This window comes from Embleya sp. NPDC059213 (assembly GCF_042754445.1).
Taxonomy (GTDB): Bacteria; Actinomycetota; Actinomycetes; order Streptomycetales; family Streptomycetaceae; genus Embleya.
The window spans coordinates 1-13,215 of the sequence record NZ_JBHZAV010000075.1 but is presented as its reverse complement, the minus strand read 5'-3'; the positions used below and the strand labels follow the sequence as shown (position 1 = coordinate 13,215).

The following is a 13,215-nucleotide window of genomic DNA, read 5'->3' as shown; positions in this document are numbered from 1 at the left end:
CCGGTCCTCGGGGTTGCCCGGCGGACGCCGGAGATAACGGAAGCCCCTGAAGACCGGAACGAACGCCTCCGCAAGACTCTGGGCGATTCCCAGCGAGAGGCTTCGATTTCCCATGCGCGTTTCCCGGTTCTCCGGCGCGTCCGCCCGCTCGTCCGCCGCCGCAGTCGCCATTCTGATCGCCTCGACGCTGCTCACCGGCTGCCTCGGCAAGGACGACGACAAGAAGAAGGACGACAAGGGCAGCTCGACCGGGACCAAACCCCCGATGATCACCATGCCGCCGGCACCGACCCTGCCGGCGAAGACCGATCCGTCGACCGGCAAGCCCGCCACCGGCGGCGGCGCCACCCCGTCCGGGACCGCGACCAAGACCAGCGGCCGGGTCAAGATGGTCAAGCCGCACAAGGGCGACTGCATCAACGAGCAGGGCGAGAACATCGACATCGTCGCCTGCACCACACCGCACGACGCGGAGGTGGTCGGCGAGTACACGCTGCCGTCGAACATGTCGCCGACGAGCATGACCTTCCAGGAGGACATCGCCAAGAAGTGCACCGAACTGGTCACCGGTGCCGCCCAGCGCAACAGCGACATCGAACTCTCCAAGCTCACCATGCGCCCCACCGCGGGAAGCCGGCTCAACGAGAACGACCGCGACCTGACCTGCCTCCTCAAGCGCACGGACCACGGTCGGCTCACCGCCCCACTGAAGTAGCCGCGGGCGGGCGGCAAGCCCAGCGGCACCGCAGCGGCTGCGAGGCGGTGCGGCGGCCCGCCGCCCGAAAACCCCGGCGTCGCCGTCGGCACGGCGGCCATCGCCGCCACCGCCGGGACATCCGGCACACCCGCACCGACCGGGGCGTCTCCCTTCGGACGCGGCCCGACGCGGCCCGACAACCGGCCCCTATCCGAACCCGCTTGACGAAAGCGGGAGTTGCCACCGCCGAACCCGCTTGACGTAAGCCGGAGTCGGCACCGCCGAACCCGCCCATCGCGCGGTGCCGGCAGGCCCGCGGGACGGCGATCGGCCACCGCGACACTCGCCCCGGCGGACGAGCCGGCTCGGCGGGTGCCAAGGGACCCACCCCGAGCGGCGCCCTCGCGACCCGCGGCCGCACACCCTGCGACGCAGCGGACGTGCACCACACACACGGCCGTTCCCGGCCCACCTCGCGTACACGCCCGCACTCGCCTGTCTCACACGGAGCCGACATCGCGGCCGGGTGCGTGCCCGGTCGGCGGCAGTGGGCCCGGTCGCCCTCCGATCCGGCGAACATCCCGCGCCGCCGCACCAAGTCCCCGCAGTCCCGGCTCGGCCCCATCCGGCCGCCCGTACGGGTAAGCCCTGCTCGTCCGCGCCCCGCCCCGCCGCCCGCGAAACCGCGCCCGCACCGGACCGCGCCAATATCGCGTTCTGTTCGAGTGATGTCCCAATCCTCGCTGATTCACCCGTTCGAGCGGCATGTGCTCCACACGCCCGATCCGCCCCACCCGTCCGCGTAGCCTGGCGCCCGCGACGGTGCTTCCCCTGCCCGACGAGGCCCTGCCCCGCCTACACGGGAGCACCCGAACACCCCCGCCGGCGGCCGCAATCGGCCCGCCGCGTGGTCCGCAGGACACCCGCACGATTCGTTCCGACTTTTTCGAGGATGCCGATGGTTCTCGCTGGATCGTCCCCCGGAGGCCGACGGCCGGCCCTCGCGTGGGTTCTCCCCTTCCTCGTGACCGCCGCGTGCGCGGTCGCGGCCGTGGCCGCGGTCTCCTCCCAGGCTCGCCCCGCGGTGGCCTTGTGCGGTGGAATCGCGACCGTCGCCGTCGCCGTGTGCGCCGCCGAGGCGGGCCGCCGCGGGCGCACGATCGCGCAACTGCACGTACGACTCCAGCAGCAACAGGTCGGGCTGCGCCGCCGACTCGCCGCACAGGAACAGGAGACGGTCCGGCTGGCGGAGGAGATGTTGCCCGAGGCGATCGGCCGCCTCCAGGCCGGCGAGCCGGTACCGGAGGTGATGCGCAAGGTCGCCCCGCAACCGGAAGACCCGACCGAATTCGCGGTCGCACACCGCAATGTGATCCGCTCGGTGATCGACACGGTCAGCGCCGAGGAGGACCTGCGCGATTCCGCCCAGCGCGCGTTCGTCAACATCGCTCGCCGCGTCCAGGCCACCATTCACCAACAGGCCCAGGACATGCGGGACATGGAGGACCGGCACGGCGACGACCCGGTCGTCTTCCGCGACCTCCTGCACCTGGACCACGGCAACGCGCTGATCGGTCGGATGGCCGACAGCATCGCCGTGCTCGGTGGCGCCCGCCCGGGTCGCCAGTGGGAAACCGACATCGGCATGTACAGCGTGTTGCGCGGCGCCATGTCGCGCATCCTGGACTACCGCCGGGTCAAGCTGCACTCGGTCGTCGAGGTCGCGGTGATCTCGCAGCACGTCGAACCGCTGATCCACGCGATCGCCGAACTGCTCGACAACGCCACCCGATACTCGCCGCCCTCGACCACCGTGCACCTGAGCACCACCGAGGTGCAGACCGGCATCGCGGTCGAGATCGAGGACGCCGGCGTCGGCCTGAGCGAGGAGGCCCGCCGCCGGGCCGAGCGCATCCTGTCCCTGGACGGCGCCGCGCTCAACCTGGGCGATCTCGGCGAGACGCCGCGACTGGGCCTGACCGTGGTCGGCCGCCTCGCGAAGGCCAACAACTTCAAGGTGATGCTGCGCCCGTCGGCCTACTCCGGCGTACGCGCGGTCGTGGTCATCCCGCAGAACCAGATCACCGCGAACGTGCCGCCGATGTACCCGATGCCCGAGCACCTCCAACACCTGGACGAACTCCCGTCCCTGCACGACATGATGACCGACACGCCGGTCGTCACCGAGTTCGGCGCGAACGGGCTGCCGCAACGCCGTCGACGCAACCTGGGCACCGTCCCCCGCGCCGCGGCACCGCGCGGCGAGCACCGCGCGACCGGCCCCAAGCCCACCACGCCGAGCGTCGACGACACCCCGCCGGGACTCGGCCTGGACGCCTTCCTCAGTGGCATCAACGGCGAACTTCCGTCCGGTGAACGGCGATCCGAGAGCAGGGACGATACGTGGGACGACGGGGGATATCGATGACGGGCTACCGACCGAACATGGACTGGATGCTCGCCGATCTGGCGAAGAGCGTGCCGTTCACGCGCTACATCGTGCTGCTCTCCGCGGACGGCCTGCGGATGGCCCAGCACAACACCGCGGCGGACACCGCCGACCGGCTCGCCGCCGCGTGCGCCGGCCTGCAGAGCCTCGCCGCGGCGATCGCGTCCGAATTCCCCAAGGGGGACGGCCGGATGCGCCTGGTCGTGATCGAAGTCAACGGCGGCTACTTCTACATGATGGCCGCCGGCGCCGGCGCGTATCTCGCGGTGCTGGCCGACGGTCAGGTGGACACCGGTCTGCTCGGCCATCGGATGCGCGACCTGGTGATCCGGATCGGCGAACACCTCACCAGTCCGCCGCGCCGCGACGGGGCCTTTCCGTGATCGTGCCGCGGCGCTCCCGGCGCGATCCATACCCCGAACGGCTGTACATGGTCGGGGAAAACCCCGAGGACCGGCACCGGTTGGACCTCGTCACGCTGTTCGTCGCCAAGCACGAACCCGAGCGCGGGATGGCTCCCGAGCTCGCCGCGATCCTGCGGATGTGCGAACAGCCGTTGTCGATGGCGGAGATCTCCGCCCACATGCGGTTACCGACCAGCGTGCTGACCCTGGTGCTCCTGGACATGGTCGACACGGATCAGCTCGAGGCGCGGGCCCCGATCCCGACCGCGTCGTTGCCCGACATCGATCTGCTCAAGGCGGTGATGCATGGACTACAAAGGCTCTGAGACCCTCGCCGGACCGCGCCCCGAGGACATGCTGCCCGCGACGGCCGCCGCCGCGGTCAAGGTGGTGATCGTCGGCGGCTTCGGCGTCGGCAAGACCACCCTGGTCGGTGCGGTCAGCGAGATCCGACCGCTCACCACCGAGGAGACGATGACACAGGCGGGCGTCGGCATCGACGACCTCGCGGGCATCGAGCACAAGACCACCACGACCGTGGCGATGGACTTCGGTCGGATCAGCCTCGACGAGCGCCTGGTGCTCTACCTGTTCGGCACCCCCGGACAGGAACGCTTCTGGTTCCTGTGGAACGGCCTGTTCGACGGCGCGCTCGGTGCCGTGGTCCTGGTCGACACCCGGCGCCTGGAGGTGTGCTTCGACGTGCTGGGCCGACTGGAGGACCGCGGCGTGCCGTTCGTGGTCGCGGTCAACACGTTCCCCGAGTCGCCGGTCTACTCGATGGACGAACTACGCGGCGCGCTCGACCTGGACGAGTCCGTACCGATGGTCGACTGCGACGCCCGCAGTCGGGGTTCGAGCCGGGACGTCCTGCTGGCCCTCATGCAATACCTCTACACGCTCACCACGAACCGGGAGATGCAATGACCGCTCCTCCCCCCGTTCCGCCGCCCGGCTGCCCCGCGCACGCAGGCGCGACGGCCACCGAGGGCATCACCAGGTTGTACGGCCCGGAGACCATCGCCGACCCGGGCGCCGCGTACGAGAGGTTGCGCGCCGAATACGGAGCGGTCGCACCGATCCTGGTCGACGGCGACTTCCCGGGCTGGCTGGTCCTGGGCTACCGGGAAAACCTGGAGGTCATGCGCACGCCGAGCCGATTCTCCCGGGACGCGCGCAACTGGCGCGATTGGCGCGAGGGCCGCATCCCGCCGGACGCCACCATCCTGCCGATCATGGAGTATCGCCCGGACTGCGTGTCCACCGACGGCGCCGAGCACCAGCGGCTGCGCACCGTGGTCACCGAGAGTCTGGACCGGTTCGACCGACGCGGCATCCGCAAGCACGTCCAGCGACTCGCCCACGACCTGATCGACCGGATCGCGGCCGACGGTCACGCGGACCTGGTCGCCCAGTACGCGCAGCAGTTGCCGATGCTGGTCATCGCGCAGCTCTACGGTCTGCCCGACGCGATGGGCCCGCGCCTGGTCGAGGCCAGCGCCGAGCTGATGATGCAGAGCGAACGCGCCCTGGAGTGCAACGAGTTCATTCTCCAGACGCTGCGCGACCTGGCCGACCGCAAGCGCGTCGAGCCGGCCGCCGACTTCCCGTCCTGGCTGCTCGAACACCCGAACAAGCTGTCCGACGACGAAGTCCTCCACCACCTGCGGCTGGTGATGGTCGCGGCGAACGAGCTGACCATCTCGCTGATGGCGAACACGATGCGGGTGGTCCTGACCGACGACCGGTTCGCCGCCTCGTTGGCCGGCGCGCGGTTGAGCCTGCCCGACGCGGTCGAGCAAGTCCTTTGGGACGAACCGCCGTTGTGGGTCATCCCGGGTCGCTGGGCGCTGGTGGACACCGAGTTGGGCGGGCGTCGGATCAAGGCGGGCGACCTGCTCGTACTCGGCGTGATGGCCGGCAACGTCGACCCGCAGATCCGTACCGACCTCACCGTGCCGGTCCACAACAACCGGGCCCACCTGGCGTTCAGCGGCGGCGCGCACCTGTGTCCGGGACAGGACATCGGTCGAGCCATCACGGACACCGCGATCGACACGCTCAACAGCCGACTGCCCGATATCCGGCTGGCCCACCCCGACCGCCCCCCGGCCTGGCACGCGGCCACCTGGGCCCGCTATCTCACCTCGCTACCGGTCGAGTTCACCCCGGTTCCCCTGGTACCACCCGCCGAATGGACCCGCCCCCCACGCCCACCCCGCCCCACCACCCCACCGCAACCCCCGCCGGCCCCCCTACCCACCACATGGTGGACCCGCCTCACCACCTGGCTCTTCGGCTGACCCAGGGAGGGTGCGCGGCCAACCCCCCACACCCTCCCCACCACACCACAGCCCGGGCAACGAACCCCTCCAGCCCGTCCGGCACTTGAGGACAACCGAATTCCCACCCCACCAGACCGCAACCCGGGGGAGGAACCCCCTTCAGCCCGTCCGGCGCTTGAGGACAACCAAAGCTCGGCCCCACCACACCGCAACCCGAGAAACGAACCCCCTCAGCCCGTCCGGCGTTTGAGGACCCCGCGCGCTCAGTGCCCGGTGATCACCCGCAACAACGCCCCGACCGCATCCGCCACCGCCCCGCGCGAAGCGGAAAGCGCCGGCCGCGGATCCGCCTTCCCCGGCTCGGCCACCAACCGCGACCGCAACGTCCCGGTGTAGGCGATGTTGAGCGCCGTGCCCACGTTGATCTTCGTCATCCCTGCGGCCACCGCACTCCGCAGCTCGTCGTCCGGCACCCCCGAGGACCCGTGCAGCACCAGCGGTACGTCCACCGCCGCCCGCAACCGCGCGATCAGTTCGTGGTCGAGCGTGGCGGTCCGATCCAGCATCGCGTGGCTGCTGCCGACCGCGACGGCCAACGCGTCGACGCCGGTCGCCCGCACATACGCGGCGGCCTCGTCCGGATCCGTCCGGGCCCCCGGCGCGTGCGCGTCGAGCGCCGGATGCCCCGGCTTGCCGCCGACTTCGCCGAGTTCGGCCTCCAGCGTGATCCCGCGCTCGTGTGCCCAGGCCACCGCGTCCGAGGTGGCCGCCACGTTGTCCGCGTAGCTCAGCCGCGACGCGTCGAACATGACCGAGCTGATCCCGGTCCCCTCGACGGCGTGCAACAGGTCCACCGATTCGACGTGGTCCAGGTGCAGCGCGACCGGTACCGCAGCCTCCTCCGCCAACACGCGACACGCGGCCGCGAACGGACCGAGCCGCCCGCGTCGGAACTTCACCGCGTTCTCGCTGATCGCCACCACGACCGGCAGCCCCGCCGCCTCCGCCGCGATCAGCACCCCCTCGGCGTGCTCCAAGGTGATCACGTTGAACGCGGCCACCCCCACCCCGTCCGCGCGCGCCGCGTCGGTCAATATCCCCGTCGAGGTCAACGGCATGTCATCTCTCCTCGTGAACGATCCCGACCACCATCAACCCCGAGCCCAGCCATCCCAAGCCCAGCCGTCCCGCGCCCGGCCGTCCCGCGCCCGGCAACCCCGAGCCCACCCGCGCCCGGACCCGCGCGGACACCGGCCCGCGCCCCGCCGAACCCTCGGCCGTACCTCATCGCGGCGGCTCCACCACATCGACCCGCACCCTCGGCCGCCAGGTCCGGTACAGCTCGCCGTCCACGTCCCCCGCCACCGGCGCGGCCACCGCCGCCGCCGACAGGGCCACCGCGTCCCGCAACCGGTCCGGCCAAGGGCTGCCCTCGGCCAACCCGCGCGCCAACGCCGCCACCGCCGCGTCCCCCGCGCCCGTGGCGTTGCCGTGCACCGAAGTCGGCGGCGCGGCCCGCCACCATCCCGCACCGGTCCCGGCGACCATGCCCTCCGAACCGAAGGAGGCAACCACCGCCGTGTCGGCCCGCGCCTCGCGCAACAGCCGCGCCACCGCCCGCAGCGGATCGCTCTCGCCCGTCGCCGCGAGCAACTCGTCGGCGTTCGGCTTGACCACGTCCGGCCCGGCCGCGACCCCGGCCACCAACGCCGGCCCCGACGCGTCCAGCAGCACCGGCACCCGCGCGGCGCGCGCAAGCGTCACCAACTCCGCGTAGCCGCCCGCCGCAACCCCCGGCGGCAGACTCCCGGAAAGCACCAACACCGTTGCCCCAGGCAAGAGTTCGGCCGTGGCGGCAACCACCCGCGCCCACTCCTGCGCGGTCCGCGCGGCGCCGAGTTCGTTGAGCGAGGTCGCGCCGCCCGAGCCGGTCTCCACGATCGTGGTGGTGCTGCGCGTCTCGCCCACCACCGGCACCGCCGTCAACGCGATGTCCGCCGCCGCGAGATCGGCCCGTATTCGTTCGCCCGTCACGCCGCCCAGCGGAGCCACCGCCGCGACGGCGACCCCCAGCGAACGCAACACGCGTGCGACGTTGATGCCCTTGCCTCCGGCGCGCCCGCCGACCGACACCGGCCGATTCGCGCCGTCCCGGATCATCCGGTCCAGGTGGTAGGTGACATCCCAGGCCGGATTCGGCGTCACCGTGAGGATCACGAGGTCTCCCGCCGGTCCCGGGCCCCGCCGCCGCCGTTCGTCACGACGCGTCCAACACCACGGACCGGGTCAGGTGCCTCGGCTCGTCCGGGTTCAGCCCCCGGCTCTCCGCGACGGCGACCGCGAGCTTCTGTACTCGGACCAATTCCGCCATCGGGTCGAGCGCACCGGCCACGAACATGCCGCCGGTGGCCGCGACCTGTTCGGCGAGGCCCTCCGGCACCGGCCCGAACACCCAGGTGATCCGGTTCGGCGCGGCGATGCTGATCGGCCCGTGCCGGTACTCCATCGCCGGGTAGCTCTCGGTCCAGGCGCCGGCGGCCTCGCGCATCTTCAGCGCGGCCTCCGCCGCGAGACCGGTCGACCAGCCCGAGCCCAGGAAGGTGAACTGCTCCGCCGCCACGAGCGCGGCGTCGGGCACCCAGGCAACAGCCGTCTCCGCGTCCCGTACCGCCGCCGCCGGGTCTTCCCCGACGTGCGCCCGCAGCAGCGCGAGCGCGGTGGTGGCGAACCGGGTCTGCACGACGGACTGTTCGTCCGCGAAGTCGAGCATCACGATCTCGTCCGCCGAGGTCATGATCGGCGTGCCCGGCGTGCCGGTGATCGCGGTCGTCGCGACGGCGCCGCGAATGTCCGCCAGCAGCCGCAACACCTCGGTGGTGGTGCCCGAACGGGTCAACGCGATCACCCGGTCGTAGTCCCGCACGCCAGGGAACTCCGACGCCGCAAAGGCGTCGGTGACCCCGAGCCCGGCACGCTCACGCAGCACCGCATACGCCTGACCGATGAACCACGACGTCCCACACCCGACGATGGCCACCCGCTCACCGGACTTGGGCAGTCCCACACAGTCCCCGGCCAACGCGGCGGCCCGCGCCCACAACTCGGGCTGGGTGGCGATCTCGGCAGAGGTATGGCTCACGGTCGTCATGGCGCTCCCGGGTCCTTGGCAGTGCGCACTGCTGCACTCCCATGCTTGAAACTATTCATTTGATAGCAGTTTCAAGCACGAATGAGCAATCCCGCGCGCTCCATCACCGCCCAATAAGCCCTATTGATCCCAAATCTCCCCCATCCCACCAGCGCCGCAGCGCCGCAGCTCGGCACCGCGGCCGCAGGAGGCACAGCATCGCGGCGACGAGGGTTGGCAAGGTGGCAACACGGAGCGAGCGGAGCCGCGCGGGGCAGAGCTGGTTGCCGGCATGAGGCGATCGGAGCAAGTCGACGGCTTGGCGACGAGGGCCACGCGGTGAGCGGGGTTGCGCAGCGCCGAGGCGACAACACCGGCGGTGACCCGGAACCGACCCCACCGGCAGGCAACCCGAAGACAACCGCACCAGCACGCAACACGCACGCAACCACACAGGCGAACCACACGAAGGCACCCCGCGCCAGGAGACAACGCAAACGCCACACCCGAACAAGCGACCCGAGCCGCCCCCACAAGCAGGCAACACGGACGCGACCGCACCGGCGTGCCACGCAGGAACGACCACCACCGGGCCGTCCCGAACCGACGCTCGGCCCGCCGTGTGGGTTGATCGACCCAAGGGCGGGTGGTGCCGGGACCCGGGTGGTTCCCGTATCGGCCGCGCCGCAGGTGGATGGGGTGTGGGGCTGTCGTTCGTGAGGCTGCGGCGTTACATTGGCGCGGCTCGCGGAGCAGGGCGTCGGGCGTGGGTTCGCGCCGGGGTCTGCTGCTTGATCGACGGGGGATCCGTACACATGGGAGAGGCCGACAACCGGGCCGCCTGGGGGCCGTTGGTTGCCGATCTGGCGCGGCGGCGGGCCGGGTCCCGGGCCATGGGTGGGCCGGCGAAGGTCGCCCGATACACGGCTGCGGTACCGGGGCGGCTGCCCGCCCGGGCCAGGGTCGCCGCGCTCCTGGACGAGGACTCGTTCGCCGAACTCGGCACGCTCACCGGCGGCGCGGAAATCCCCTCCGACGCGTTCGTCGCCGGTTCCGGCCTGATCGACGGCCGCCCGGTGTTCGTCGGCGCCGAGGACTTCACCGTCCAGGGCGGCTCGATCGGCCCGGGCGCCGCCGCCAAGCGGGCCCGGCTGGTCCGCCTGGCCGGCCAGGAACGCGCGCCGCTGGTGACCCTGCTCGAAGGCGCCGGCCACCGCGCGGGCAACGCGCTCGCCGGGCACACCGCGACCCCCAACGACCTCCAGGCCCTGGTCGATCTCGCCGGCCTGGTCCCCACCATCGCGATCGTGCACGGCCCGTCCGCCGGACACGGCGCGCTGACCGCCCCGCTGTCCGACTTCGTGATCATGGTCGAGGGCACCGGCGCCCTGTTCACCGCCGGCCCCCCGCTGGTCGCCGCCGCCACCGGCGAACGAGTCGACAAGCACACCCTCGGCGGCAGCCGGGTGCACTGCGTGGTCAGCGGCGTCGCACACAACGCCGTGCCCGACGATGCGGCCGCGCTCCGACTGGCCCGCCGATACCTCTCCTACTTCCCGTCCCACGCCTGGCAACATCCGCCGTACGCGGGACCGGAGTCGGGCAACACCGATGTCGGCCCGCGCGGCACCGAGGCCCTCCTGGACCTGATCCCCCCGGACGCCCGCCGCCCGTACGACATCAAGCCCGTCCTGACCGAGGTCTTCGACGGGGGCACGGTCCTGGAGTTGCAACCCGCGCACGGCGCCTCCATCGTCACCGCGCTCGCCCGCCTCGGCGGCCACGCGGTGGCGGTACTGGCGAACCAACCGGCGGTCCGGGCCGGCACCATCGACGCCGACGCCGCCGACAAGGCCGCCCGATTCGTCCACCTCGCGGGCGCGTTCCACCTCCCGGTGGTCTTCCTCGCCGACAACCCCGGCGTCCTGGCCGGCACCGCCGCCGAGCAATCGGGCGTCCTGCGCGCGGCGGCCCGCCTGTTCGCCGCCCAGCACCGGCTACGCGTCCCGAAGCTGCACGTGACGCTGCGCAAGGCGTTCGGATTCGGCAGCTCGGTGATGGCGATGAACCCGTTCGACGCGCAGACCGTCTCGTACGCGCTCCCGGGCGTCACCCTCGGCGGCATCCCGGCCGCCGCCGGCGCCGCCGCCGCCAAGCACGACGCGGACACCACCGAGCGGCTCACCGCGAACGAGGCGAGCGGCCCGTGGCGCTCGGCGAACGCGCTCTCCTACGACGACGTGATCGCACCGACCGAGGTACGCGACGCCCTGCTCGCGGGCCTGACCCGCGCCCGCGCCCGGCTCACCGGCCCGGTCGAGCCGATTCGGCGGCCCGAGTACCTGCCTTAGGCTCACCCCATGGACGGTTTGGGTGATCTGCTGCGCGGGATCCGGGCGGACGGCGCGCTGTTCGACCGACGGGTCCTGCCGCCGGGCGCGTCCGCCGAGGTCACCAGCGGCGCCCCGCTGACCCTGTACTCCGTGGTCCGCGGCAGCGGCCGGCTCCTGCCCGAAGGCGGCCCGGCACTGCCCCTGGGCCCCGGCGACGCCGCCCTGATCCGCGGCTGCACCCCGGTCACCTTCGTCACCGACGCCCACCCGGACGGGGCCGCCGGCCCCACCACCGAACTGCTCTCCGGCGCCTACCGCGCACACGCCGACATCGGCCGCCGGCTACCCGCCGCCCTCCCCCGGGCGCTGCTCGTCCCGGACGACGAGGGCTGCGACGAGGTGCTGAACTTCGTCTCGGCCGAGATCGCCGCCGACAAGCCGGGCCAACAGTTCGTCCTGGACCGACTGCTCGACTGGATGCTGGTCTGCACCCTCCGCGCCTGGTTCGACCGCCCCGAGGCACAGCCGCCCGCGTGGTACCTGGCCCTGGCCGACCCGGTCGTGGGCACCGCCCTGCGCGCGGTCCACGACGCGCCGGCCCGGCCCTGGACGATCGCCGCCCTGGCCGCCGAGGCGGGCGTCTCGCGCACCTCCCTCTCCGAGAGGTTCACCACCCGAGTCGGCCAACCACCCCTCACCTACCTGACCGAGTGGCGCATGTCGCTGGCCGCCGACCTGCTCACCGAGCCGGACGCCACGGTCGCCGCGGTGGCCCGCCGCGTCGGCTACGCCGACCCGTTCGCGTTCAGCACCGCGTTCAAACGCGTCCGCGGCCTGAGCCCGACCGCCTACCGCAACACCCGCGCGGCCTAGCCAGGCCCGTCCGGCGGCAATCCTCCGCCGAAGCACCCGACGCGGCGCCCACAACACCCCGACGGCTCCGCGCGCGGCCCGGACGCACGGACATGTGCCCCGGCTTCTCGCCCATGGTCACCCCGCCCGGCCGCGTCCAGGCTGGACACATGACAGAAGCGACGCAGCAACACCCGATCCTCGTCATCGGCGGCACCGGCTAGACCGGCAGCCGGGTGGTGGACGCGCTCCGCGCCCGAGGCGCCGCCGTGCGGGTGGCCTCCCGCTCCGCCGAACAACACTTCGACTGGTACGACGACAGCACCTGGGCCCCCGCGCTGGCCGGCGTGTCCGCGCTCTACCTGGTCCCGCTGGACGGTATGTCGACCGGTCCGGCCTTCGTCCGGCAGGCCGTCGCGACCGGGGTCGAGCGGATCGTCCTGCTCTCCGCTCGCGGCACCGACACCCCCGGCCACTTCGCCGACGACGACCCGGCCAATCACGCCCGCCTGGAGCTGGAGGCGGCCGTGCGCGACAGCGGCGCCCAGTGGACGATCCTGCGTCCCGGTTGGTTCGCGCAGAACTTCAGCGAGGGCCTGTTCCGGGACGAGATCCGCGCCGGGGAGCTGTACCTGCCGACCGGGAGCGCCCCGGTGTCCTTCGTGGACACCGAGGACATCGCCGCGGTCGCGGCGACGGCCCTGCTCGACCCCGGCCACGCGGGCGAGACCTACGAACTCTCCGGCCCTCGCGCGGTGACCTTCGACGAGGCCCTCGCCGAGATCGCCGCGGCGACCGGACACCGGGCCCGCTACATCCCGGTCGAGCCCGCCGCGTACACCGCCGCGCTGGTCGAGCGGGGCGTGCCCGAGTTCGACGCGGGCCTGTGGACCTCGGCCCTGAACGGAATCCTGCACGGCCTGGAGGCCAGGATCTCCGACGGCATCCCCCGCGCCCTGGGCCGGGCGGGCCGCGACTTCACCGAGTTCGTCCGGGCCGCGGCCCCCACCGGTGCCTGGACCCCCTGACCCGTCCACCCACCACCGTGAGGGGGGCCCCCCAACACCT

At 72.4% G+C, this 13,215-nt stretch carries 12 protein-coding genes; 9 read left to right on the top strand and 3 right to left on the bottom strand.

From position 1 onward, the window contains the following. Positions 1 to 112: 112 nt before the first annotated feature. The 6 genes from ACFXMF_RS26010 to ACFXMF_RS25985 all read left to right on the top strand — a co-directional run bounded on the left by ACFXMF_RS26010 (position 113) and on the right by ACFXMF_RS25985 (position 5,853). Positions 113 to 715: a septum formation family protein gene (locus ACFXMF_RS26010; protein WP_379988502.1), complete on the top strand. Its 603-nt coding sequence runs from the start codon at positions 113 to 115 to the stop codon at positions 713 to 715. Between the two features lie 1,006 nt (positions 716 to 1,721). Continuing rightward, positions 1,722 to 3,125 (top strand): sensor histidine kinase, encoded by a 1,404-nt coding sequence (locus ACFXMF_RS26005; RefSeq protein WP_379988503.1) that lies wholly within the window; start codon positions 1,722 to 1,724, stop codon positions 3,123 to 3,125. Beyond that, on the top strand, positions 3,122 to 3,529 hold the full coding sequence (locus ACFXMF_RS26000) for a roadblock/LC7 domain-containing protein (protein ID WP_360313269.1): 408 nt from the start codon (positions 3,122 to 3,124) through the stop codon (positions 3,527 to 3,529). The genes ACFXMF_RS26005 and ACFXMF_RS26000 overlap by 4 nt, the downstream gene beginning before the upstream one ends. 47 nt (positions 3,530 to 3,576) lie before the next feature. Further along, positions 3,577 to 3,876 (top strand): DUF742 domain-containing protein, encoded by a 300-nt coding sequence (locus ACFXMF_RS25995; RefSeq protein WP_379988508.1) that lies wholly within the window; start codon positions 3,577 to 3,579, stop codon positions 3,874 to 3,876. Continuing rightward, a complete protein-coding gene (locus ACFXMF_RS25990) occupies positions 3,857 to 4,477 on the top strand; it encodes an ATP/GTP-binding protein (RefSeq protein ID WP_360313273.1) in 621 nt (206 codons plus the stop codon). Before ACFXMF_RS25995 ends, ACFXMF_RS25990 begins: the two co-directional genes overlap by 20 nt. After that, positions 4,474 to 5,853, top strand: a complete 1,380-nt coding sequence (locus ACFXMF_RS25985; RefSeq protein WP_360313275.1) for a cytochrome P450 — start codon at positions 4,474 to 4,476, stop codon at positions 5,851 to 5,853. Before ACFXMF_RS25990 ends, ACFXMF_RS25985 begins: the two co-directional genes overlap by 4 nt. Positions 5,854 to 6,098: 245 nt before the next feature. Here the strand turns inward: ACFXMF_RS25985 and ACFXMF_RS25980 are convergent, their stop codons facing one another. From ACFXMF_RS25980 to ACFXMF_RS25970, 3 genes are all read right to left on the bottom strand, one after another. After that, positions 6,099 to 6,953, bottom strand: coding sequence for a class II fructose-bisphosphate aldolase (locus ACFXMF_RS25980; RefSeq protein WP_360313277.1), 855 nt, complete (start codon positions 6,951 to 6,953; stop codon positions 6,099 to 6,101). Between the two features lie 166 nt (positions 6,954 to 7,119). Then, positions 7,120 to 8,052 (bottom strand): hexose kinase, encoded by a 933-nt coding sequence (locus tag ACFXMF_RS25975; RefSeq protein ID WP_360313279.1) that lies wholly within the window; start codon positions 8,050 to 8,052, stop codon positions 7,120 to 7,122. Between the two features lie 40 nt (positions 8,053 to 8,092). Beyond that, positions 8,093 to 8,983, bottom strand: a complete 891-nt coding sequence (locus ACFXMF_RS25970) for an SIS domain-containing protein (RefSeq protein WP_379988504.1) — start codon at positions 8,981 to 8,983, stop codon at positions 8,093 to 8,095. A 794-nt stretch (positions 8,984 to 9,777) separates the two neighbouring features. Here ACFXMF_RS25970 and ACFXMF_RS25965 point away from each other — a divergent pair. From ACFXMF_RS25965 to ACFXMF_RS25955, 3 genes are all read left to right on the top strand, one after another. After that, positions 9,778 to 11,313 (top strand): acyl-CoA carboxylase subunit beta, encoded by a 1,536-nt coding sequence (locus ACFXMF_RS25965; protein WP_379988505.1) that lies wholly within the window; start codon positions 9,778 to 9,780, stop codon positions 11,311 to 11,313. Between the two features lie 9 nt (positions 11,314 to 11,322). After that, a complete protein-coding gene (locus ACFXMF_RS25960; protein WP_360313285.1) occupies positions 11,323 to 12,168 on the top strand; it encodes an AraC family transcriptional regulator in 846 nt (281 codons plus the stop codon). Positions 12,169 to 12,383: 215 nt separating this feature from the next. Continuing rightward, positions 12,384 to 13,175 carry an NAD(P)H-binding protein gene (locus ACFXMF_RS25955; RefSeq protein ID WP_379988506.1) on the top strand — a complete coding sequence of 264 codons (792 nt, stop codon included), beginning with the start codon at positions 12,384 to 12,386 and terminating at the stop codon, positions 13,173 to 13,175. Positions 13,176 to 13,215 lie beyond the last annotated feature (40 nt).